Below are 23,557 nucleotides of genomic sequence, written 5' to 3'. Positions count from 1 at the left end.
ATGGAGACTCCCGGGTCGCAGACATCGCTGCACAGGGCCAATCTGGAGCGGGTCGTACGCGCCGTACGTATGGCGGGGTCGCTCACCCAGGCGGAGATCGCCCGGAGCACCGGGCTCTCCGCGGCCACGGTCTCCAATATCGTCCGGGAGCTGAAGGACGGCGGAACGGTCGAGGTCACGCCCACCTCGGCGGGCGGACGCAGGGCCCGCAGTGTCTCGCTCAGCGGTGACGCGGGCATCGTCATCGGCGTCGACTTCGGCCACACGCACCTGCGGGTCGCCGTCGGCAACCTGGCCCACCAGGTGCTGGCCGAGGAGTCCGAGCCGCTGGACGTCGACGCGTCGTCCGCCGAGGGGTTCGACCGGGCGGAAGTGCTGGTCAAGCGGCTGATCGAGGCCACCGGAATCGGCCCGGACAAGGTCATCGGCGTCGGCCTCGGCGTGCCCGGACCCATCGACGTCGAGTCCGGAACGCTGGGCTCCACCTCGATCCTGCCGGGCTGGACGGGCATCAACCCCAGCGAGGAGCTCTCCGGCCGCCTCGGCGTCCCGGTGTACGTCGACAACGACGCCAACCTCGGGGCCCTGGGCGAGCTGGTCTGGGGCAGCGGGCGGGGCGTCAAGGACCTCGCGTACATCAAGGTCGCCAGCGGCGTCGGCGCCGGTCTGGTGATCGACGGGACCATCTACCGGGGCCCCGGCGGCACGGCCGGCGAGATCGGGCACATCACGCTCGACGAGTCGGGCCCTGTCTGCCGCTGCGGCAACCGCGGCTGCCTGGAGACCTTCACCGCCGCGCGCTACGTCCTGCCCCTGCTCCAGCCCAGCCACGGCCCGGGGCTCACGATGGAACGGGTGGTCCAGCTGGCCCGTGAGGGCGATCCGGGGTGCCGGCGGGTGATCGGCGACGTCGGCCGCCACATAGGCAGCGGTGTCGCCAACCTGTGCAACCTGCTCAACCCCAGCCGGGTCGTGCTCGGCGGCTCGCTGGCGGAGGCCGGGGAGCTGGTTCTGGGGCCCATACGGGACTCCGTGTCGCGTTACGCGATCCCCAGCGCCGCCCGGCAGCTCTCCGTGCTCCCCGGGGCTCTGGGCGGCCGTGCCGAGGTGCTGGGCGCCCTGGCCCTCGTGCTGAGCGAGATGGGGGATTCAACCCTTTTGGAGAGCACTCTCCCCGCAGCGACTCCTGTCTTCACTTAGATAACGAATGGCACCGTTGTCATCTCGTTAAGGATTTACTCCTTGACGCTGGCGCTGCGGCCGAGTTGACTTCCAGCCACCTCGGCCGCAACGTCGCGGCCTCGTCAGGGAGGTTCGAGAATGAACACGCGTATGCGTCGTGCCGCCGTTGCCGTTGCCGCCACCACGATGGCGATCTCGCTGGCCGCTTGCGGGAGCGCCAAGGAGTCCGGTGACAAGGCCGAACAGGGCTCGGAGAAGAAGGGCGACGACCTGAAGATAGGTCTGCTCCTCCCCGAGAACCAGACGGCCCGTTACGAGAAGTTCGACCGTCCGATCATCGAGAAGAAGATCGGCGAGCTCACGGACGGCAAGGCGAAGGTCATCTACGCCAACGCCAAGCAGGACGCGCCCACCCAGGCGCAGCAGATCGACACCATGATCACCAACAAGGTCGACGCGCTCATCGTCGGCGCGGTGGACGCCAAGGCGATCGAGAACAGCATCAAGAAGGCCAAGGCCGAGGGCATCCCGGTCGTCGCCTTCGACCGCCTCGCCGAGGGCCCCATCGACGCGTACACCTCTTTCGACAACGAAGAGGTCGGCCGCGCACAGGGCACCGCGCTGCTGGAGGCCCTGGGAGACAAGGCCGACGGCGGCACGATCGTGATGATGAACGGCGCGATCACCGACCCGAACGCCGCGCTCTTCAAGAAGGGCGCCAAGTCGGTCCTCGACGGCAAGGTGAAGTACGGCAAGGAGTACGACACCAAGGAGTGGAAGCCGGAGAACGCCAACGCCAACATGGAAGCGGCGATCACCGCGCTCGGCAAGGACAAGATCGACGGCGTCTACTCCGCCAACGACGGCATGGCGGGCGGCATCATCACCGCCCTGAAGGCCGCCGGTCTGCCGAAGCTCCCCCCGGTCACCGGCCAGGACGCCGAGCTGGCGGGCGTGCAGCGCATCGTCACCGGTGAGCAGTTCATGAGCGTCTACAAGTCCTACCCGGCCGAGGGCATCGTCGCCGCCGAGATGGCCGTCGCACTCGCCAAGGGCGAGAAGCTCGACTCGATCGCCACCTCGAAGGTCGACAACGCCAGCCAGAAGGACATCCCGACGGTCCTCGTCCCGGTCATCTCGCTGACCAAGGACAACATCAAGGACACCGTCGTCAAGGACGGCATCTGGACGCTGGACGAGATCTGCTCGGGCAAGTACAAGGCCGCCTGCGACAAGATCGGCCTGAAGTAGGCCCCTGGGGGCGTCCGGCCGGTCACGGCCGGACAGGGCGCCCCCCGCCGTACGCCCGACGCGTCCTCGCGAAGGCGCCACGGCATCCCCGCCGCGCCCGCGCCCGCCGCACACCGGCCCGCGCGCCACGAAGCCTGTCCGGTGTCCTGCCCACCAACCGTCCCGCTACCGGGCGGGGCGCCGGACGGAACGCTTCCCCCTGTTTCTTTTCTTCTGCTCGACCGCCGCGCCTTCCCCCGCGCGCGGCATCCCCCGCCGGTCAGGCGGCGAAGGAGATGGTTCACGTGACCGCTACGCCCGTGTTGGCGTTGCGAGGGGTCTCCAAGCGATTCGGTGCCGTCCAGGTACTCACCGATGTAGAGCTTGAGGTCCACGCCGGTGAGGTGGTCGCCCTGGTGGGCGACAACGGCGCCGGTAAATCAACGCTGGTCAAGACGATCGCCGGAGTGCACCCCATCGATGAGGGAGTCATCGAGTGGGAGGGCAGGGCCGTCCAGATCGACAAGCCGCACGACGCCCAGAACCTCGGCGTCGCGACCGTCTATCAGGACCTCGCGCTGTGCGACAACATCGATGTCGTCGGCAACCTCTACCTGGGCCGGGAGCTGCGCAAGTTCGGCATCCTGGACGAGGTGGAGATGGAGCGCCGCTCCCGCGAGCTGCTGTCCACGCTCTCGATCCGCATCCCGAGCGTCCGCATCCCGATCGCCTCGCTCTCCGGCGGCCAGCGCCAGACGGTGGCCATCGCCCGGTCCATGCTCGGTGAGCCCAAGCTCGTCATCCTCGACGAGCCGACCGCTGCCCTCGGCGTCGAGCAGACCGCCCAGGTACTCGACCTCGTCGAGCGGCTGCGCGAGCGCGGCCACGCGGTCATCCTCATCAGCCACAACATGGCCGATGTGAAGGCCGTCGCCGACAAGGTCGCCGTGCTCCGGCTGGGCCGGAACAACGGTGTCTTCGATGTGAAGACCACCTCCCAGGAAGAGATCATCTCCGCCATCACGGGCGCCACGGACAACGCCGTGACCCGACGTGCGGCGCGCAACGCGGAGGTTTCCAAGTGACCACCGACAAGTCCGCGACCTCGCTGGACAAGACCGCCGCCCCGGCGGACGCGCCGGTCGGCAACCCGGACGCGGCCGAGGGCGCCGCCACGGTCGTCGACCCCCGCCTGCTCATCCGTGAGCAGGGCTTCGCCGGCTACATCACCGAGTTCAAGCGCAAGATCAGCGGCGGTGACCTGGGCTCCATCCCGGTGGTCGTCGGCCTCGCGATCATCGCCATCGTCTTCCAGAGCATGAACTCCGAGTTCCTCTCCGCGAAGAACATCAGCGACATCGCCACCAGCATGGTGGCCACCGGCATGATGGCCGTGGGCATCATCTTCGTCCTGCTGCTCGGCGAGATCGACCTCTCGGTCGGCTCGGTCAGCGGTGTCTCCGGCGCCCTCGTCGCGGTGCTCAGCGTCACCCAGGGCATGAACGAGTGGCTGGCGATCCTCGTCGCCGTCGTCAGCGGCGCGGTGATGGGCGCGATCCACGGCTTCTTCTTCGCCCGGATCGGCGCACCGGCCTTCGCCGTCACCCTGGCCGGCCTGCTGTTCTGGCTCGGCTTCATGCTCCAGCTGCTCGGCGACTCCGGCACCATCAACCTGGACGGCGACGGGGTGGTCGGCAAGCTGACCACGTACTACTTCACCGATGTCGCCGCCGCCTACGGGCTCGCCGCGATCGCGGTCGTCGGCTACTTCGCCGCCGCGTTCCTGGACACCCGCCGCCGTGAGGCCGCGGGCATCCCGTCCCGGCCGATCGCCGACATCGCCGTGCGCACCGGCGTCCTCGCGGTGTTCGCGTTCGCCGCGGCGTACATGTTCAACCAGTACCGCGGCCTGCCGCTCGCCCTGGTGCTCTTCCTGATCGTCCTGGTCGCCACGGACTTCCTGCTGCGCCGCACGGCATACGGGCGGAAGATCTTCGCGCTCGGCGGCAGCGTCGAGGCCTCCCGGCGTGCCGGTATCAACGTCACCGCGATCCGGATCTCCGTCTTCTCCATCGCGGGGACGTTCGCGGCGATCGGCGGCCTGTTCTGGGCCTCCAAGATCGCGGCGGCCAACCAGGGCTCCGGCACCGGCGACCTGCTGATGAACGTCATCGCGGCGGCCGTCATCGGCGGCACCAGCCTCTTCGGCGGCCGCGGCCGCACGTGGAACGCGCTGCTCGGTGTCATGGTGATCGTCTCGATCCAGTACGGACTGTCGCTGGAGGGCATCGCCACGCCGATCCAGTACATGGTCACCGGCGCCGTGCTCCTGGCCACGGTCGTCATCGACTCCGTCACCCGTAAGACCCAGAAGACCGCAGGCCGCGCCTGACCGCGGATCCGCGCAGGTGCCCGGCGCCCCACGGGGGTGCCGGGCACCTGCGCGTCCCCGGCCGGCCGCGTTCGAACACAGGCTCCCGATGCCGGGGCCCGGTAGTGGAACATTAGACTCATCGGATCGGCACGCTCGATCAGCTCAAACGCAAGGAGGCACGGGTGGATCTGCTGACCCGCATCAAGGGACCGCGCGACCTGGACCGGCTCAGCCTCGGTGAGCTGGAGGAGCTCGCGGAGGAGATCCGCACCTTCCTCGTGGACGCGGTGTCCAAGACCGGCGGACACCTCGGCCCCAACCTGGGCGTCGTCGAGCTCACCATCGCCCTGCACCGGGTATTCGAGTCGCCCCAGGACAAGGTGCTGTGGGACACCGGCCACCAGGCCTACGTCCACAAGCTGCTCACCGGCCGCCAGGACTTCTCCCGGCTCAAGAGCAAGGGCGGCCTCTCCGGCTACCCCTCCCGTGCCGAGTCCGAGCACGACATCATCGAGAACAGCCATGCCTCCGGGGTGCTCGGCTGGGCCGACGGCCTGGCCAAGGCGAACGAGGTCCTGAAGAAGGACGACCGCGTCGTCGCGGTCATCGGTGACGGCGCGCTCACCGGCGGTATGGCCTGGGAGGCGCTGAACAACATCGCCGCCGCCAAGGACCGCCCGCTCGTCATCGTCGTCAACGACAACGAGCGCTCGTACGCTCCGACGATCGGCGGCCTGGCCAACCACCTCGCCACCCTCCGTACCACCGACGGTTACGAGCGGTTCCTGGCCCGCGGCAAGGACATCCTGGAGCGCACGCCCGTCGTCGGCCGCCCGCTCTACGAGACCCTGCACGGCGCCAAGAAGGGCCTGAAGGACTTCATCGCGCCGCAGGGGATGTTCGAGGACCTCGGCCTGAAGTACGTCGGTCCCATCGACGGCCACGACATCGAGGCCCTGGAGTCCGCGCTCCAGCGCGCCAAGCGCTTCGGCGGCCCGGTCATCGTGCACTGCCTCACCGAGAAGGGCCGCGGCTACACCCCGGCCCTCCAGGACGAGGCCGACCGCTTCCACGCCGTCGGCAAGATCCACCCGGACACCGGTCTGCCGATCTCCACCTCCGGCCTCGACTGGACCTCGGTCTTCGGCGAGGAGATGGTCAAGCTCGGCCACGAGCGCGAGGACATCGTCGCGATCACCGCGGCCATGCTCCAGCCCGTCGGCCTCGGCAAGTTCGAGGAGGCCTTTCCGGACCGGATCTACGACGTCGGCATCGCCGAGCAGCACGGCGCGGTCTCCGCGGCGGGCCTCGCCACCGGCGGTCTCCACCCGGTCTTCGCGGTCTACGCGACCTTCCTCAACCGCGCCTTCGACCAGGTCCTGATGGACGTCGCCCTGCACAAGTGCGGCGTCACCTTCGTCCTGGACCGGGCCGGCATCACCGGCACGGACGGCGCCTCGCACAACGGCATGTGGGACATGTCGATCCTCCAGTGCGTGCCCACCCTCCGCATCGCCGCGCCGCGCGACGCCGACCAGGTCCGTGCCCAGCTGCGCGAGGCCGTCGCCGTCGACGACGCGCCCACCGTGGTCCGCTTCTCCAAGGGCGCGGTCGGCCCGGCGGTCAAGGCCGTCGGCCGGGCCGGTGGCATGGACGTCCTGCGCGAGCCGAAGGCCGCCCGCCCGGACGTCCTGATCGTCTCCGTCGGCGCGCTCGCCCCGATGTGCCTGGAGATCGCCGATCTGCTGGACGCCCAGGGAATCTCCAGCACCGTCGTCGACCCGCGCTGGGTCAAACCGGTCGACGAGGCCCTCGCCCCGCTCGCCGAGCGCCACCGCGTCGTCGTCACCGTCGAGGACAACAGCCGCGCCGGAGGTGTCGGTTCCGCCGTCGCCCAGGCCCTGCGCGACGCCGACGTCGACGTACCGCTGCGCGACTTCGGCATCCCGCCGGTCTTCCTCGACCACGCCTCCCGCGGCGAGGTCATGGCCGAGATCGGACTGACCGCCCCGGACATCGCGCGCCAGGTCACCGGTCTGGTCGCCAAGCTGGACGGCCGCTTCGAGAGCCACGCGGTGGAGCCCGCCCGCGACTGACCCGCGTACCTCTCCGTAGGGCCGACGGGCCGGGAGAACCGCCCCTGTACGGGTGGTTCTCCCGGCCATTCGCATGAAACGGGCCAGATGGCGTGATCGCGCGCCACCCGCTCCCCATCATGGCGTTCACAACGAGTGCGTGGAGGTACGCAGGTGAGCGCGCAGGTCACACCACCCCGCGGAAGGGGCATGTTCCGCACCAAGTCCGTCGAGCAGTCGATCCTTGACACCGAGGAGCCCGAGCACGCGCTCAAGAAGTCCCTTTCCGCCCTTGACCTGACCGTCTTCGGCGTCGGTGTCATCATCGGAACCGGAATCTTCGTCCTCACGGGCAAGGTCGCCAAGGAGACGGCGGGCCCCGCGACCGCCCTCGCGTTCGTCGCGGCGGGTGTGGTGTGCGCCCTGGCCGCTCTCTGCTACGCCGAGTTCGCCTCCACCGTCCCCGTCGCCGGCTCCGCGTACACGTTCTCGTACGCGTCGCTCGGCGAGCTGGTGGCCTGGATCATCGGCTGGGACCTGGTGCTGGAGTTCGCCCTGGGCACGGCGGTGGTCGCGGTCGGCTGGTCCGGCTACGTCCGCTCGCTGTTGGACAACGTCAACTGGACTATGCCCGAGGCGCTGTCAGGACCCGATGTGGCGGAGGGGTTCGGCTTCGACCTGCTGGCTTTCATCCTGGTGCTGATCCTGACCGCCATCCTGGTCGTCGGCATGAAGCTCTCCGCCCGGGTCACCGCGGTCGTCGTGGCGATCAAGCTCGGCGTGGTCTTCATCGTGATCATCGCGGGCCTCTTCTTCGTCAAGGCCGAGAACTACAGGCCCTTCATCCCCCCGGCCGAGAAGCAGCCCGCCGGTTCCGGCTGGGACGCCCCGCTGGTGCAGCTGATCTTCGGCTACGAGCCGACCAACTTCGGCATCATGGGCATCTTCACCGCCGCCTCCATCGTCTTCTTCGCCTTCATCGGCTTCGACGTGGTGGCCACGGCGGCGGAGGAGACCAAGCTGCCCCAGCGCGACATGCCGCGTGGCATCCTCGGTTCGCTCATCATCTGCACGGTGCTCTACGTGGTGGTCTCGATCGTGGTCACCGGCATGCAGCACTACAGCGAACTCTCCGTCAGCGCCCCGCTCGCGGACGCCTTCAAAGCCACCGGCCATCCGTTCTACGCGGGCGTGATCAGCTTCGGTGCGGCGGTCGGTCTGACCACGGTCTGCATGATCCTGCTGCTCGGCCAGACCCGGGTCTTCTTCGCGATGAGCCGTGACGGCCTGCTGCCGCGCTTCTTCTCCAAGACGCACCCGCGCTTCCGCACCCCCTACCGCCCGACGATCCTGCTCGGCGTGCTGATCGCGATCATCGCCGGGTTCACGAGCATCGACGAGCTGGCCACCCTGGTGAACATCGGCACGCTCTTCGCGTTCGTCGTCGTCGCGCTCGGCGTCCTGGTCCTGCGCCGCACCCGCCCCGACCTGCCCCGCGCCTTCCGCACCCCGTGGGTGCCGGTGCTGCCGATCGCCTCGGTGGCCGCCTCGGGCTGGCTGATGCTCAATCTGCCGCTGGAGACCTGGTTCCGGTTCGCCGTGTGGATGGCGCTCGGCGTGCTCATCTACTTCGTGTACGGGCGTTCCCACAGCCTGCTGGGCAAGAAGGGCCGTTAGGGTGTGTCCGGCCCTGATCCGCCTGAGGCTCCCTGGGGCCGTACCGTACGGGGCCCGACGCACCGGGCCCCGTACGCCTCGACCCGCTGCCGCAGCCCGCGGTCGGCGGTGACGACGACGCAGCCGCGCTCCGGGGCTGCGGACGCCGCCAGTTCGGCGATCAGGTCGTCACCGCTGCCGGGGGCCGGGGCGACCTCGACCCCGGCGACGGACTCGACGCCCCGGGCCGCCCCTTCGACGACGAGCACGATCCGGGCGGGATGGGGCAGCCCCGGCAGCCCGTCCGCCGCGTACGGGACCAGGGAGTCCCGCAGTCGCTCCGCCGCCCCGCGCCGGTCGCGCCACCAGCCGTCGGGCACGGACCCGACCACGTTGGCTCCGTCCACGATCACCAGTACCGTCGCCTCCTCGCTCATCCCGGCAGGGTGCCACGGGGAGCGGCGCGATGTACCGTCAGCCGCCGGTTGCGGGGGACTTCTTCGCCTCCTCGGGGATCGCCGTGTCCTCGCGGATCGCCTTCCACAGCTGACCGGCCTGCGGCTCGGCGGCGACCACGCGGTTCGGGTCGACCTTGTCGTACGCCACCGGCAGCATGATCGTCTCCATCGATGCCGGGTCCACGCCGTTCATGGAGCGGCCGAACTCCGCAAGCGAGGTGAGCGAGGCGAGCCCCGAGTCGGTGGTGAGCGACTTGGTGACCGAGTTGGCGATCTTGTACGAACTCGCCGGACTGCCCAGCAGATCCTGCGACTTGACCTCGCTCAGCAGAGCGATGAGGAACTGCTGCTGGAGCCCGATGCGGCCGAGGTCGCTGCCGTCGCCGATGCCGTGCCGGGTCCGGACGTACGCGAGGGACTCGGTGCCGTCCAGCCTCTGCGGGCCTGCGGTGAGGTTCAGCCCGCTCGCCTTGTCGTCGATGTCCTGCGGTACGTCGACGGTGACGCCGCCGATGGCGTCGACCAGGTCCTTGAACCCGGCGAAGTTGATCTCCAGGTAGTGGTCGATGCGGACGCCGGACATCTTCTCCACCGTCTTCACCACACAGGCCGGACCGACTTGGGCGTAGACGGAGTTGAACATGACGCGGTCCTTGGCGGGCACCGTCGATCCGCCGTCCTTGACGCACTCGGGCCGGGTCACCAGGGTGTCGCGCGGTATGGAGACGGCGACGGCCTTGGAGCGGCCCTCGGGTATGTGGACGACCAGCGCGGTGTCGGAACGGGCGCCGCTGAGGTCTCCGCCGCCGCCCAACTCCCTGTTCTCCGCGCCGGCTCGCGAGTCCGAGCCCAGGACCAGCAAATTCTGCCCACTGGTGGGGAGCTTCTCCGGGCGGTCCTCGCCGAGCGCCTTGTCGATGTCGACGCCCTTGATGTTGCCGTCGAGCTGACTGTAGAGCCAGTAGACGGTGCCGCCGCCCGCGAGCAGCAGGACGAGCAGGACACCGAGCGTGATCTTCAGGCCGCGGCGGCGCCTGCGCGGTTTCGCCGCGCGTCGGGAGGCGCGGGGGCGGGGTGTCGTCTCGTCGTGCCTCATTGTGCTCGAGTCCTCAAATCTCTTCGCCCAGGGGAGCAGGGGAGCAGGGGAGTACGGGGGACTCGGGTGGGGGAGTGTGACCGGTCCGTGAATGTTCGACTGACCGAGCACTATAGAACAGATGAGCCCTGGCGCGGAGGGGCCGATGCGGATAAAGGGGCAGGGGTACGTCGAACTTTATTCGCTCATGACCTGGTTGATAACGGGCGGTGCAGGCTACATCGGGGCTGACGTCGTGCGCGCCATGACGGCGGCCGGTGAGCCCGTCGCGGTCTACGACGATCTCTCCACCGGAGACCGTGCGCGCGTTCCTGTTCTCCTCGTCGGCGGCCGTGTACGGCATGCCGGTCGTGCAGCGGGTGATGGAGGAGACGCCGTGCGCCCCGGTCAACCCGTACGGGGAGACCAAGCTGGCCGGTGAGTGGATGGTGCGGGCGGTGGGGCGGGCCCACAAAATGGCTACCGCCCCGATGCGCTACTTCAACGTGGCGGGCGCGGCGGCCCCCCACCTCGTCGACCCCGGTGTCTTCAACCTCGTGCCCATGGTCTTCGAGAAGCTCACCCAGGGTGCGGCGCCGGTGGTCCTAGGGTCCCGGAACGGATCTGACGGTCAACATCGGCCGCGGGGAAGGCGTTTCGGTACGCGAGACGATCGACCTGATCGGCGAGGTGAGTGGGTACGGGCCCGCCGCCGAGCCGGTCTCCGCCCCGCGCAGGGAGATCGAGAAGGCCGGTGGTCTACGACCCCTTCCACGGCCACCTGGGGTACGACTGGTTCGACTACGTCCTCGATCCGGGCACCGGACCGGGAGTGCTGCGCACCACGGCACCGCGACGCTGACGCAGTACAGAACGCAAAGGGGCCCGGCTCACCGTACGGTGAGCCGGGCCCCTTCCCGCAGTCAGTGGCTAGGCAGGCACGCTCGCCACGCCCTGCGCCAGGAACGGCTTGCCGTTCACCCGCTGGGAGACGCCCTCACGGTCCAGGTACGGCGTGATGCCGCCCAGGTGGAAGGGCCAGCCCGCACCGGTGATCAGGCACAGGTCGATGTCCTGCGCCTCGGCGACGACACCCTCGTCCAGCATCAGGCTGATCTCCTGCGCCACCGCGTCGAGCACGCGGTCGCGGGTCTGCTCCTCGGTGAGGACTGTGTCGCCCTGCTTGAGGAGGGCGGCGACCTCGGGGTCGAGGACCGGCGCGCCGGAGTCGTAGACGTAGAAGCCGCGCTTGCCGGCCTTGACGACCGCCGCGAGGTTCTGCGAGACGGTGAAGCGCTCCGGGAAGGCGCGGTTCAGGGTCTCGGACACGTGCAGGCCGATCGCCGGACCGACCAGCTCCAGGAGCACCAGCGGGGACATCGGCAGGCCGAGCGGCTCGACGGCCTTCTCCGCGACCTCGACCGGGGTGCCCTCGTCGATGACGTTCTGGATCTCGCCCATGAAGCGGGTGAGGATGCGGTTGACGACGAACGCCGGGGCGTCCTTCACCAGGACCGCCGTCTTCTTCAGCTTGCGGGCCACACCGAACGCCGTCGCCAGCGAGGCGTCGTCGGTCTGCTCGCCGCGGACGATCTCCAGCAGCGGGAGGATCGCGACCGGGTTGAAGAAGTGGAAGCCGACGACCCGCTCGGGGTTCTTCAGCTTCGACGCCATCTCTGTCACCGAGAGCGAGGAGGTGTTGGTGGCGAGGATCGCGTGAGCCGGGGCGACCGCCTCGACCTCCGCGAACACCTGCTGCTTGACGCCGATCTCCTCGAAGACGGCCTCGATGATGAAGTCCGCGTCCGCGAAGCCCTCGGCCTTGTCGAGCACACCGGAGACCAGGCCCTTGAGGCGGTTGGCCTTGTCCTGATTGATGCGGCCCTTGCCGAGCAGCTTCTCGATCTCGGCGTGGACGTAGCCCACACCCTTGTCGACGCGCTCCTGGTCGATGTCCGTGAGGACGACCGGGACCTCCAGGCGGCGCAGGAACAGCAGCGCCAGCTGCGAGGCCATCAGGCCAGCGCCCACGACGCCGACCTTGGTGACCGGGCGGGCCAGGTTCTTGTCCGGGGCACCGGCCGGGCGCTTGGCGCGCTTCTGGACCAGGTTGAAGGCGTAGATGCCGCTGCGCAGCTCGCCGCCCATGATCAGGTCCGCGAGCGCCCGGTCCTCGGCGTCGAAGCCGGCGGAGAGGTCGCCGTCCTTCGCCGCCGCGATGATGTCCAGCGCGCGGTACGCGGCCGGGGCGGCGCCGTGCACCTTGGAGTCCGCGATGGCCCGGCCGCGGGCGACGGCCGCGTCCCAGGCCTCGCCGCGGTCGATCGCGGGGCGCTCGACGGCCAGCTCGCCCTTGAGGACGGACGCGGTCCAGATCAGCGACTGCTCCAGGAAGTCCGCGCCCTCGAAGATCGCGTCGGCGATCCCGAGCTCGAAGACCTGCTTGCCCTTGAGCTGACGGTTCTGGTTGAGCGAGTTCTCGATGATCACCGAGACCGCGCGGTCCGCGCCGATCAGGTTCGGGAGCAGCGCGCAGCCGCCCCAGCCGGGGACCAGGCCGAGGAAGACCTCGGGCAGCGAGAACGCCGGGATGGCGGTGGAGACGGTGCGGTAGGCGCAGTGCAGACCGACCTCGACACCGCCGCCCATCGCCGCGCCGTTGTAGTACGCGAACGTCGGGACCGCGAGGCCGGCCAGGCGGCGGAATACGTCGTGGCCGCCCTTGCCGATGGCCAGCGCGTCCTCGTGGCGGCCGAGCAGCTCGACGCCCTTGAGGTCGGCGCCGACGGCGAAGATGAACGGCTTGCCGGTGATGCCGACGCCGGTGATGGTGCCGTCGGCGGCCTCCTTCTCGACCTGGTCGATCGCGGCGTCCAGGTTCGCCAGCGACTGCGGTCCGAAGGTGGTCGGCTTGGTGTGGTCCAGGCCGTTGTCCAGCGTGATGAGCGCGAACCGCCCGCCACCGGACGGCAGGTCCAGGTGGCGTACGTGCGCCTGCGTGACGACCTCGCCCGGGAACAGCTCGGCCGCACCCTTCAGAAGCTCAGTGGTGGAGCTCACTTGTTGCCTCCGTCAGCGTTGAAGTGCGGGTTCTCCCAGACGACCGTCGCGCCCATGCCGAAGCCGACGCACATCGTCGTCAGGCCGTAGCGGACCTCGGGCTGCTCCTCGAACTGCCGGGCCAGCTGCGTCATGAGCCGGACACCGGAGGAGGCCAGCGGGTGGCCGTACGCGATCGCGCCGCCGTACTGGTTCACACGGACGTCGTCGTCGGCGATGCCGTAGTGCTCCAGGAAGGCGAGCACCTGCACGGCGAACGCCTCGTTGATCTCGAAGAGACCGATGTCGTCGATGGTCAGACCGGCCTGGGCCAGCGCCTTCTCCGTCGCCGGGATCGGGCCGTAGCCCATGACCTCCGGCTCGACGCCCGCGAAGGCGTAGGAGACCAGGCGCATCTTGACCGGGAGGCCCAGCTCGCGGGCGACGTCCTCGGCGGCGAGCAGGGAGGCGGTGGCGCCGTCGTTGAGACCCGCGGCGTTACCGGCCGTCACGCGGCCGTGGGCGCGGAAGGGGGTCTTCAGGTTGGCCAGGGACTCCATGGTGGTGCCCGGGCGCATCGGCTCGTCGGCGGTGACCAGGCCCCAGCCCGTCTCGCCGGCCTCGGCGTTGGTGCGGCGTACCGACACCGGTACGAGGTCCTGCTGGATCTTGCCGTTGGCGTAAGCCTTGGCGGCCTTCTCCTGCGAACGCACCGCGTACTCGTCGGCGCGCTGCTTGGTGATCGTGGGGTAGCGGTCGTGCAGGTTCTCCGCCGTCATGCCCATGAACAGGGCGGACTCGTCGACCAGCTTCTCCGACACGAACCGCGGGTTCGGGTCGACGCCCTCGCCCATCGGGTGGCGGCCCATGTGCTCGACGCCACCGGCCACGACGACGTCGTACGCGCCGAAGGCGATGGAACCGGCCGTCGAGGTGACGGCGGTCAGCGCGCCCGCGCACATGCGGTCGATCGAGTAGCCGGGGACGGACTGCGGCAGACCGGCCAGGATCCCGGCGGTACGGCCGAGGGTGAGGCCCTGGTCGCCGATCTGCGTGGTCGCGGCGATGGCGACCTCGTCGATCTTCTTCGGGTCCAGGTCCGGGTTGCGGCGCAGCAGCTCCCGGATGGCCTTCACGACGAGATCGTCGGCGCGGGTCTCGTGGTAGATGCCCTTCGGGCCCGCTTTGCCGAACGGGGTGCGGACGCCGTCGACGAAGACGACGTCCCGGATGGTACGAGGCACGATGGCTCTCCTCCAGGGTGCGGGATGGCACTGCTGCGGGGCACGCCCGTGGGGCGCACCGCCTGCCCTCATGCTACTTGCGGGTAACCAGACTGCCCACCCCTCATGGCCGGAGCGTCGAAGGTCACATCGCCCGGGAACCCGCCGAAGCGACCTGCGAGACGGCGGAAGAGCCTGTCGAACCTGGCGTGATTTCGACCATCGGTGCGGATTGCGAACAGGGCCCGGACAGCGGAAAGCCCCGGCCGGCGACCGGGGGTGTCCTCCGCACAGGGATCAGGTGCTGGTGTCGAGGGCCCGGACGAGCAGCGGCCCGACCTGCTCGATCTGCCAGTTCCGGGCCCCGTACGCCGCGAGCGTGTCCTCGACGGCGCTGGGCGTCAGGATCTTCGGCGGCTCCCAGCAGACCCGGCGCACGGTGTCCGGGGTGATCAGGTTCTCCTGGGGCATGTGGAGCCGCTCGGCCAGCTCGGAGACGGCCGCGCGGGCCGCCGAGAGCCGGGCCGCGGCCGCGGGGTCCTTGTCGGCCCAGGAGCGCGGGGGCGGCGGCCCGGCCGGCTGCTGGCCCGGCTGCGGCAGCTCCGACTCCGGCAGCGCCTTCGCCCGCTCCACCGCCGCCTGCCACTGCTCCAACTGACGGCGGCCCATCCGGTGGCCGAATCCCGGTAGTGCGGTGAGCGCCTGCAGGTTGGCGGGCAGGGCCAGTGCCGCCTCGACGATCGCGGCGTCGCCGAGCACCTTGCCGGGGGACACGTCGCGGCGCTGGGCCACCTGGTCCCGGGCGTTCCACAGCTCGCGGACGACTGCCATCTGACGGCGGCGGCGCACCTTGTGCATGCCCGAGGTGCGCCGCCAGGGGTCCATGCGGGGCGGGGCGGGCGGCGCCGAGGCGATGGCGTCGAACTCCTCCCGGGCCCACTCCAGCTTCCCCTGCCGCTCCAGCTCGTCCTCCAGCGCGTCGCGCAGGTCGATCAGGAGTTCCACGTCGAGCGCGGCGTACCGCAGCCAGGGCTCGGGCAGCGGGCGGGTGGACCAGTCGACGGCGGAGTGGCCCTTCTCCAGGGCGTAACCGAGGACGTTCTCCACCATGGCGCCGAGGCCGACGCGCGGGAAGCCCGCGAGCCGTCCGGCCAGCTCGGTGTCGAAGAGCGAGGTGGGAGCCATGCCTATGTCCCGCAGGCAGGGCAGGTCCTGGGTCGCGGCGTGCAGGATCCACTCGGAGCCGGTCAGGGCGGTGGACAGTCCCGTGAGGTCGGGGCAGCCGACCGGGTCGATGAGCGCGCTGCCCGCGCCGTCGCGGCGCAGCTGCACGAGGTAGGCGCGCTGGCCGTAGCGGTAGCCGGAGGCCCGCTCGGCGTCGACGGCCACCGGGCCGGTGCCCGCGGCGAAGGCCGCGACCACCCGGGCGAGGGCGTCGTCGGAGGCCACCACCGGGGGGATGCCCTCGCGAGGTTCCAGCAAGGGGATCGGCGCCGGGGCGACGTCGTCCGGGGGAGCGCCCCCGGTGGTTCGCAGTGAACTGTCTGCTGCGGTCTCTTGGGCGTCGGTCACGCGTCAAGGGTATCTGTGTATACGCGCCACCCGTCGACGGAACGTTCCGTCGACGGGTGGCCATGCGCGTATTCCAGCCGGAGACGCATCGGTGCACGTCCCGGCGGGGGTGGGGGTCAGTGGATGATGCCCGTCCGCAGGGCGACGGCGACCATGCCCGCGCGGTCCCCGGTGCCGAGCTTGCGGGCGATGCGGGCGAGGTGGGACTTGACGGTCAGGGCGGAGAGGCCCATCGAGACGCCGATGGCCTTGTTGGACTGGCCTTCGGCGACCAGGCGAAGCACCTCCACCTCACGTCCGGACAGTTCGCGGTAGCCGCCCGGGTGGCTCGGGGACCCGGGGGGCCGGCGGTGCATACGGGCGGCATTGGCGCCGATGGGGGCGACGCCAGGGCGGGTGGGGTGGCCGATGTTGGTTCGGGTGCCGGTGACGACGTAACCCTTCACGCCGCCCGCGAGGGCGTTGCGAACGGCGCCGATGTCGTCGGCGGCGGAGAGGGCGAGACCGTTCGGCCAGCCTGCGGCGCGGGTCTCGGACAGCAGGGTCAGCCCGGAACCGTCGGGCAGGTGGACGTCGGCAATGCAGATGTCGCGCGGATTGCCGACGCGGGGACGTGCCTCCGCGATGGACGACGCCTCGATGACGTCACGTACTCCGAGGGCCCACAGATGGCGGGTGACGGTGGAACGGACGCGCGGGTCGGCCACGACGACCATGGCCGTCGGCTTGTTCGGGCGGTAGGCGACCAGGCTTGCGGGCTGCTCAAGGAGAACGGACACCAGGCCTCCTGGGGGGAGTGGCGGGACGGGGGCCGGCTCGGGGGATGAAGCCGGGGCGAACCGTGCTTGAAGGGTCATTGACCTCTTCGGCAGCAGACCCGTCCTCCTTTAGAGGAAGATCACGATTTGATGAGTAACAATTCGGGCAAATAGGACGCGCGATCGATTGTACGAAAAGAGAGTCGGCATGTGTGCGAAATGGGTGACGGGGTGTTACGAAACCTGCGGCCCGCGCCGCTGCGGCAGCGTCACCACCGCGGCTTCCGTCGGGTCCGACGGCGGCAGCCCCGCGATCTGGCAGAGCAGATCACCCCAGGCCATCAGGTGCGATGCCGCGTCCGGCACCCCGCCGCGCCCCTCGCGCGGCGTCCACGAGGCCCGGATCTCGATCTGCGTCGCCGGACGGCGCGCGGACAGCGCACCGAAGTAGTGCGATCCGGCGCGTGTCACCGTCCCTCCGGCTTCCCCGTACGACAATCCGCGCGCGTCCAGCGCCCCGGTCAGCCAGGACCAGCACACCTCCGGCAGCAGCGGATCGGCGGCCATCTCCGGCTCCAGCTCGGCCCGCACCAACGTCACCAGCCGGAAGGCGCCCTGCCAGGCGTCGTGCCCCGCCGGATCGTGCAGCAGGACGAGCCGGCCGTCCGCGAGATCGTCCTCGCCGTCGACCACCGCCGCCTCCAAGGCGTACGCGTGGGGCGCCAGGCGCTGCGGGGGCCGTGTGGTCTCCACCTCCAGCTCCGGGCGGAGCCGGGCCGAGCGCAACGCGTCGACCGCAGACCGGAACGCGGGCGGACCGGAAGTACCCTCCGCACTGTCCTTGCTGTCAGCGCCATCGGAATGATCGGAAAATTGTCCCTGAGCCGGAGCCATGCCGGGAAGAGTAGGCGGAACGCGCGCCTCGTGCAGGGAGAGACACCCGTGCGGCGCCGGGCTCCTTCGCCATGCGTGCGAAGATTTGGTGCGTGAGTGCCAACACCAGCCCCACGGGCCAGCAGACGACGACCGCCGCCAGCAACGACGCCACGCAGGACTCGGCGTTCCTGAAGGCATGCCGGCGCGAACCCGTGCCGCACACGCCGGTCTGGTTCATGCGGCAGGCGGGGCGCTCGCTGCCCGAGTACCTGAAGGTCCGCGAGGGCATCGCGATGCTCGACTCCTGCATGATGCCGGAGCTGGTCACCGAGATCACGCTCCAGCCCGTACGCCGCCACAAGGTCGACGCCGCGATCTACTTCAGCGACATCGTGGTGCCGCTGAAGGCCATCGGAATCGACCTCGACATCAAGCCCGGCGTCGGCCCCGTCATCGCCGAGCCCATCCGCACCCGCGCCGACCTGGCCCGGCTGCGCGACCTCACCCCCGAGGACGTCCCGTACGTCACCGAGGCCATCGGCATGCTCACCGCCGAGCTGGGCGCCATCCCGCTCATCGGCTTCGCCGGGGCTCCCTTCACCCTGGCCAGCTACCTCGTTGAGGGCGGCCCCTCGCGCAACCACGAGCGCACCAAGGCCATGATGTACGGCGACCCGCAGCTCTGGGCCGACCTCGTGGACCGGCTCGCCGAGATCACCGGCGCCTTCCTCAAGGTCCAGATCGAGGCCGGCGCCTCCGCCGTCCAGCTCTTCGACTCCTGGGTCGGCGCCCTGGCCCCCGCCGACTACCGCCGCGCCGTGCTCCCCGCCTCGGCCAAGGTCTTCGACGCCGTCGCCCCGTACGGCGTCCCCCGCATCCACTTCGGCGTCGGCACCGGCGAGCTCCTCGGGCTGATGGGCGAGGCCGGGGCGGACGTCGTCGGCGTCGACTGGCGGGTCCCGCTGGACGAGGCCGCCCGCCGCGTCGGCCCCGGCAAGGCGCTCCAGGGCAACCTGGACCCGGCCGTGCTCTTCGCGCCGACCCCGGCCGTCGAGGAGAAGACCCGCGAGGTGCTGGACCAGGCCGCCGGTCTGGAGGGCCACATCTTCAACCTGGGCCACGGCGTCATGCCGACCATGGACCCGGACGCGCTCACCCGGCTCGTGGAGTACGTGCACGAGCAGAGCGCGCGCTGACGGCAGGCGTATCGCGGCGCGGGAGGCCTCGTCAGCTTCCCGCGCCCCGCACCGCCGCCACCGTCTTGCGGGCCGCCACCAGGACCGGGTCCCAGACCGGCGAGAACGGCGGGGCGTAACCGAGGTCCAGCGCCGTCATCTGCTCCACCGTCATCCCGGCCGTCAGCGCCACCGCCGCCACGTCCACGCGCTTGGCCGCCCCCTCGCGGCCGACGATCTGCACCCCGAGCAGCCGCCCCGTACGCAGCTCCGCGATCATCTTCACCGTCATCGGCTTCGCCCCCGGGTAGTACCCCGCCCGCTGCGTCGACTCGATGGTCGCCGTGACATAGCGCAGCCCGACCGCACGGGCGTCCTTCTCCCGCAGCCCGGTCCGGGCGATCTCCAGGTCGCAGACCTTGCTCACCGCCGTACCGACGACACCCGGGAACGTGCCGTAGCCGCCGCCGACGTTCGACCCGATGACCTGGCCGTGCTTGTTGGCGTGGGTGCCCAGCGCGATGTGCCGGCTGCGGCCCGCCACCAGGTCCAGGACCTCCACGCAGTCGCCGCCCGCCCAGATGTTCTCGTGGCCCACCGCCCGCATCGCCAGGTCGGTGAGGAGGCCGCCGTGCGGCCCCACCGTGAGACCCGCCTCCCGGGCCAGCTCCGCCTCCGGCTCCACGCCGATGCCGAGGACGACCACATCCGCCGGGTAGGTCCGCTCCTCCGTCGCCACCTCGCTGACGCGGCCGTCCGGACCCGTGAGGATCTTGGTGACGGAGGCGCCGTTGACCGTGGTGATGCCGAGCCCGTCCATCGCGTCGTGGACGAGCGCGCCCATGTCCGGGTCGAGCGTCGCCATCGGCTGCTCGCCCCGGTTGAGGACCGTCACCTCGAAGCCGCGCCTCAGCATCGCCTCGGCCATCTCGACGCCGATGTACCCGGCGCCCACCACGACCGCCCGTCGGCGCCCCTCGGAGCCCACGGAGTCCAGCGAGTCCAGGAGCGCCTGCCCGTCGCCCAGGGTCTGCACCCCGTGCACGCCCGGTGCGTCGATGCCGGGCAGCTCCGGGCGGACCGGACGGGCCCCGGTGGCGATCACCAGCTTGTCGAAGCCCGTCCAGTACGCGTCCCCGCTCTCCCGGTCCAGCGCCCGCACCCGCTGCCCCGCCACGTCGATCTCCGTGACCTCGGTGCGCATCCGCAGATCGATGTCCCGCTCCCGGTGCTCCTCGGGCGTCCGGGCGATCAGGTCGTCCGGCCCCTCGACGTCCCCGCTCACCCAGTACGGGATGCCGCAGGCGGAGTACGAGGTGAACGCGGAGCGCTCGAAGGCGATGATCTCCAGCTCGTCCGGCCCCTTCAGCCTGCGGGCCTGCGACGCGGCGGACATGCCCGCCGCGTCGCCGCCGATGACCACGAGTCGCTCCGCTGCCATGTCCGGGTCCCTTTCGCCGTGCCGGCCGTGTCAGCCGTCAGGGAGCCCAGGCTACGGCGCCGGGGCCTCAGGCGGCCGGAGTGGTCTCCGGCTCCGGCTTCGGTGCCGGCGGGCCCGTACGGGCCCGCCGGCGCGCGCGCAGCACCCGCCACAGCACCAGCAGCAGCGCGGCCGTCACCAGGAACGGGGCCGAGGCGCCGATCGCCACCGCGATCCACCGGAACATCGTCACGAACGCGTCCCAGCCGCCGCCCAGTGCGTCCATGAACCCCGGGTCGTCGTCCGTCCCGTCCTTGCGCGGGGCGTCCGGCTCGGTCAGCTCCAGCGTGATCGTCGCCAGCGAGGTGCGGTCCTCCAGGCTCGACTGCTGGGCCAGCAGCGACTCCAGATCGGCCTGACGGCTGCTCAGCTCACCCTCCAGGGCGACGACATCGGTGATCTTCTCCGCCTGGTCCATCAGCTCCCGTACCCGCTTCACACTCGCGCGCTGGGTGGCGATCCGGCTCTCCACGTCGACGACCTGGTCGGTGACGTCCTTCGCGTTCGAGGAGCGGGAGAGCAGCTTCCCGGAGCCGGTGAGCTTGCGCAGCACCTCCTGGTAGCTGTCCTGCGGTACGCGCAGCACGAGGTTCGAGGACTCGTGCCGGTCGTCGATCCGCTCGGTGTTCTCGGACGCCACCAGGCCCCCGCTCGCCTCCACCGCGCTCCGGGCGGCGGCGGCCGCCTTCGGTGCGCTCTTCACCTCGACGAGGAGCTCGGCGGTCCGGATGACATGGCTGCCCGCGGCCCCCGGCTTCGGCGCCTTGTCCTCCTGCTTGCCGTCCTCCGCCTCCGCCTTCGCCCCCGCCGGAGCGGCGGACGCCGCCGCGCCCTCCGGGGCGTACTGCTCGTCCACGAGCCCCTTCTGCGCGCCGGCCTTGAGGTCGCTCGACCCCGCGCTCTCGTCGGACGCGCTGCCGCCGGCGCCGCAGCCGCCGACGAGCAGCACCGCGCCGAGCGCACCTGCCGCCAGGGCGGCACGGAGACGGGAGCGGCGGTGGTGGAAGCGGTGATCGTTATCGCTGTTCATAACAGGTCCCCCCAGGACGCGTGTTGATACTGCCGGTTCGACGTGGGCCCTCCCGAACCGGTTTCCGGCCGTGGGTTTCGAAGTGGTCACGGTCGGTGCCCGGAAAGGGTTTGAGAGAGTGGACCCATGCAGCGTTCACATCAGGATGCGGACCCGTCCGCCCGCCACGTCGTCGTCATCGGCGGAGGCATCGCCGGACTGGCCGCCGCCCACCGCCTGGTCGCCACCGGCCTGCGGGTCACGCTCCTGGAGGCGACGGACCGGCTCGGCGGCAAGCTCATGACCGGCGAGGTCGCGGGCGTCCAGGTCGACCTCGGCGCCGAGTCGATGCTCGCCCGCCGCCCCGAGGCGGTCTCGCTGGCCGAGGCGGTCGGCCTCGGCGACCGCCTCCAGCCGCCCGCCACCGCGACCGCCTCCCTCTGGACGCGCGACGCGCTGCGCCCGATGCCCAAGGGGCACGTCATGGGCGTCCCCGGCGACCCGGCGGCCCTCGACGGGGTGCTGTCCCCCGAAGGCCTCGCCCGGATCGCCGAGGAGCGCGACCTCACCCCGACCCCCGTCGGCGACGACGTGGCCGTCGGCGCGTACGTCGCCGACCGGCTCGGCCGCGAGGTCGTCGACCGCCTGGTGGAGCCCCTCCTCGGCGGGGTCTACGCGGGCGACGCCTACCGGATCTCGATGCGGGCCGCCGTACCGCAGCTCTTCGAAGCGGTGAAGGAGGGCGGCCCACTGCTGGAGGCCGTCCGCCGCATCCAGGAGCGCGCGACGGCCCGGCAGCAGGCCGGCCCCGTCTTCCAGGGCATCGAGGGCGGCATCGGCACCCTGCCGGACGCGGTGGCCAACGCCGTACGGGTCGCGGGCGGCGCGATCCTCACCGAGACACCCGTCCTCGGCCTGACCCGGACGGACGCGGGCTGGGCGGTCCGCACCGACAACGGGGTGATCACCGCCGACGGCATCGTCCTGGCCACCCCCGCCTGGTCCGCCTCCACCCTGCTCGCCGCCGAGTCCCCGGCCGCCTCCGCCGAGCTGACCGGCGTCGAGTACGCGTCGATGGCACTGGTCACCCTGGCCTTCCGCCGTACCGACATCGAGGCGTACGAAGCCCTGCGCGGCCGCTCCGGCTTCCTCGTACCGCCTGTCGACGGCCGCACCATCAAGGCGTCCACCTTCTCCAGCAACAAGTGGCAGTGGGTCGCCGACGCCGCCCCCGACCTCTTCGTGCTCCGCACCTCCGTCGGCCGCTACGGCGAGGAGGACCACCTCCATCGCGAGGACGGCGAACTCGTCGCCGTTTCCCTGCGCGACCTCCGAGCGGCCACCGCACTTGCCGCACGCCCCGTCGACACCGAGGTCACCCGCTGGATCGGCGGACTGCCGCAGTACCCGGTCGGCCACCACAACCGGGTCGCCCGCATCCGCGACGAGGTGGCGAAGCTGCCCGCCCTACGGGTCTGCGGCGCGGTCTACGACGGAGTCGGCATCCCCGCCTGCATCGCGAGCGCGCAGCGCGCGGCCGACGAGATCGCGGGGGAGATCATCGCCACGCCCACCCTGGTTCAGGGCACCGGGAGCGAGGCGGGACAATAGCCGTATGAGTGCTCCTGAGACTGTGACATCCAGCAAGAGTCCGAACGCCGGAAAGAAGGCCAAGGACCTCAACGAGGTCATCCGCTACACCCTCTGGTCGGTCTTCAAACTGCGCGACGCACTGCCGCTGGACCGGGCGGGGTACGCGGACGAGGTCCAGGAGCTGTTCGACCAGCTCGCGGCCAAGGACATCACCGTGCGCGGCACCTACGACGTCTCGGGTCTGCGCGCGGACGCGGACCTGATGATCTGGTGGCACGCGGAGACCTCGGACGAACTCCAGGAGGCGTACAACCTCTTCCGCCGCACGAAGCTCGGGCGCGCTCTGGAACCGGTCTGGTCGAACATGGCCCTGCACCGGCCCGCCGAGTTCAACAAGTCGCACGTCCCGGCGTTCCTCGCCGACGAGACGCCCCGCGACTACATCAGCGTCTACCCCTTCGTCCGGTCCTACGACTGGTACCTGCTGCCCGACGAGGACCGCCGCCGCATGCTCGCGGACCACGGCAAGATGGCCCGGGGCTACCCCGACGTCCGCGCCAACACCGTCGCCTCGTTCTCGCTCGGCGACTACGAGTGGGTCCTCGCCTTCGAGGCGGACGAGCTGTACCGCATCGTCGACCTGATGCGTCACCTGCGCGCCTCCGAGGCACGGCTCCACGTGCGCGAGGAGGTCCCGTTCTACACGGGCCGCAGGAAGAGCGTCGAAGACCTGGTGGCCGGGCTCGCATAGCCAGCGAGTTCCCGCACCACCCCAACCCGGA

The 23,557-nt window shown here is 70.6% G+C and carries 18 protein-coding genes and 1 pseudogene; 10 read left to right on the top strand and 9 right to left on the bottom strand.

Translation table 11 applies throughout. The features are described from left to right. The 6 genes from AMK21_RS26725 to AMK21_RS26700 all read left to right on the top strand — a co-directional run bounded on the left by AMK21_RS26725 (nt 1) and on the right by AMK21_RS26700 (nt 8,538). Nucleotides 1-1,200 carry an ROK family transcriptional regulator gene (locus tag AMK21_RS26725; RefSeq protein ID WP_073881746.1) on the top strand — a complete coding sequence of 400 codons (1,200 nt, stop codon included), beginning with the start codon at nt 1-3 and terminating at the stop codon, nt 1,198-1,200. 120 nt (nt 1,201-1,320) lie between these two features. After that, nucleotides 1,321-2,433 carry a sugar ABC transporter substrate-binding protein gene (locus AMK21_RS26720; protein WP_073881745.1) on the top strand — a complete coding sequence of 371 codons (1,113 nt, stop codon included), beginning with the start codon at nt 1,321-1,323 and terminating at the stop codon, nt 2,431-2,433. A 275-nt stretch (nt 2,434-2,708) separates the two neighbouring features. Next, complete coding sequence (locus AMK21_RS26715) at nt 2,709-3,497, top strand: ATP-binding cassette domain-containing protein (RefSeq protein WP_026241920.1); 789 nt, start codon at nt 2,709-2,711, stop codon at nt 3,495-3,497. Then, nucleotides 3,494-4,804 carry a sugar ABC transporter permease gene (locus AMK21_RS26710; RefSeq protein ID WP_073881744.1) on the top strand — a complete coding sequence of 437 codons (1,311 nt, stop codon included), beginning with the start codon at nt 3,494-3,496 and terminating at the stop codon, nt 4,802-4,804. The genes AMK21_RS26715 and AMK21_RS26710 overlap by 4 nt, the downstream gene beginning before the upstream one ends. A 164-nt stretch (nt 4,805-4,968) precedes the next feature. After that, entirely contained in the window at nt 4,969-6,882 is a 1,914-nt protein-coding gene (gene dxs / locus AMK21_RS26705) for a 1-deoxy-D-xylulose-5-phosphate synthase (RefSeq protein WP_073881743.1), read from the top strand. A gap of 189 nt (nt 6,883-7,071) precedes the next feature. Next, the gene (locus AMK21_RS26700) at nt 7,072-8,538 is read left to right on the top strand and encodes an amino acid permease (RefSeq protein ID WP_073881742.1); all 1,467 of its coding nucleotides are present in this window, start codon (nt 7,072-7,074) and stop codon (nt 8,536-8,538) included. Here AMK21_RS26700 and AMK21_RS26695 read toward each other — a convergent pair. Both AMK21_RS26695 and AMK21_RS26690 read right to left on the bottom strand, forming a co-directional pair. Then, a complete protein-coding gene (locus AMK21_RS26695) occupies nt 8,535-8,954 on the bottom strand; it encodes an NTP pyrophosphohydrolase (RefSeq protein WP_073881741.1) in 420 nt (139 codons plus the stop codon). The two genes, AMK21_RS26700 and AMK21_RS26695, sit on opposite strands and share 4 nt — an antisense overlap. 37 nt (nt 8,955-8,991) lie before the next feature. Then, nucleotides 8,992-10,071 (bottom strand): LCP family protein, encoded by a 1,080-nt coding sequence (locus tag AMK21_RS26690; RefSeq protein ID WP_073881740.1) that lies wholly within the window; start codon nt 10,069-10,071, stop codon nt 8,992-8,994. 187 nt (nt 10,072-10,258) lie between these two features. On the opposite strand from AMK21_RS26690, the pseudogene AMK21_RS33900 reads away from it, so the two are divergent. Beyond that, nucleotides 10,259-10,788: pseudogene (locus AMK21_RS33900) on the top strand (NAD-dependent epimerase/dehydratase family protein); the annotation flags it as partial. Between the two features lie 192 nt (nt 10,789-10,980). On the opposite strand, the gene AMK21_RS26680 reads toward AMK21_RS33900, so the two are convergent. The 5 genes from AMK21_RS26680 to AMK21_RS26660 form a co-directional block, all read right to left on the bottom strand. Next, a complete protein-coding gene (locus AMK21_RS26680) occupies nt 10,981-13,110 on the bottom strand; it encodes a 3-hydroxyacyl-CoA dehydrogenase NAD-binding domain-containing protein (protein ID WP_073881739.1) in 2,130 nt (709 codons plus the stop codon). Further along, nucleotides 13,107-14,333 carry a thiolase family protein gene (locus tag AMK21_RS26675; RefSeq protein WP_073881738.1) on the bottom strand — a complete coding sequence of 409 codons (1,227 nt, stop codon included), beginning with the start codon at nt 14,331-14,333 and terminating at the stop codon, nt 13,107-13,109. The genes AMK21_RS26680 and AMK21_RS26675 overlap by 4 nt, the downstream gene beginning before the upstream one ends. Nucleotides 14,334-14,609: 276 nt before the next feature. Beyond that, complete coding sequence (locus AMK21_RS26670; RefSeq protein WP_073881737.1) at nt 14,610-15,884, bottom strand: HRDC domain-containing protein; 1,275 nt, start codon at nt 15,882-15,884, stop codon at nt 14,610-14,612. 116 nt (nt 15,885-16,000) lie between these two features. Further along, a complete protein-coding gene (locus tag AMK21_RS26665) occupies nt 16,001-16,663 on the bottom strand; it encodes a response regulator transcription factor (RefSeq protein WP_003965521.1) in 663 nt (220 codons plus the stop codon). A gap of 213 nt (nt 16,664-16,876) precedes the next feature. Then, nucleotides 16,877-17,536, bottom strand: a complete 660-nt coding sequence (locus AMK21_RS26660; protein ID WP_073881736.1) for a DUF3000 domain-containing protein — start codon at nt 17,534-17,536, stop codon at nt 16,877-16,879. Nucleotides 17,537-17,628: 92 nt separating this feature from the next. On the opposite strand from AMK21_RS26660, the gene hemE reads away from it, so the two are divergent. After that, complete coding sequence (gene hemE, locus AMK21_RS26655) at nt 17,629-18,714, top strand: uroporphyrinogen decarboxylase (RefSeq protein WP_073881735.1); 1,086 nt, start codon at nt 17,629-17,631, stop codon at nt 18,712-18,714. Between the two features lie 31 nt (nt 18,715-18,745). On the opposite strand, the gene AMK21_RS26650 is transcribed toward hemE, so the two are convergent. After that, complete coding sequence (locus AMK21_RS26650; RefSeq protein ID WP_073881734.1) at nt 18,746-20,134, bottom strand: FAD-dependent oxidoreductase; 1,389 nt, start codon at nt 20,132-20,134, stop codon at nt 18,746-18,748. A gap of 67 nt (nt 20,135-20,201) precedes the next feature. Further along, a complete protein-coding gene (locus tag AMK21_RS26645; RefSeq protein ID WP_073881733.1) occupies nt 20,202-21,203 on the bottom strand; it encodes a DUF4349 domain-containing protein in 1,002 nt (333 codons plus the stop codon). 126 nt (nt 21,204-21,329) lie between these two features. Here AMK21_RS26645 and hemG point away from each other — a divergent pair, with 126 nt between their 5' ends. Then, the gene (hemG, locus tag AMK21_RS26640; protein WP_073881732.1) at nt 21,330-22,793 is read left to right on the top strand and encodes a protoporphyrinogen oxidase; all 1,464 of its coding nucleotides are present in this window, start codon (nt 21,330-21,332) and stop codon (nt 22,791-22,793) included. A gap of 4 nt (nt 22,794-22,797) precedes the next feature. Beyond that, complete coding sequence (hemQ, locus tag AMK21_RS26635) at nt 22,798-23,526, top strand: hydrogen peroxide-dependent heme synthase (RefSeq protein WP_073881731.1); 729 nt, start codon at nt 22,798-22,800, stop codon at nt 23,524-23,526. Nucleotides 23,527-23,557 lie beyond the last annotated feature (31 nt).

Source organism: Streptomyces sp. CB00316 (assembly GCF_001905595.1).
Lineage (GTDB): Bacteria > Actinomycetota > Actinomycetes > Streptomycetales > Streptomycetaceae > Streptomyces.
The sequence above is the reverse complement of the archived record's forward strand: the minus strand, read 5'-3'. Positions and strand labels throughout refer to the sequence as shown.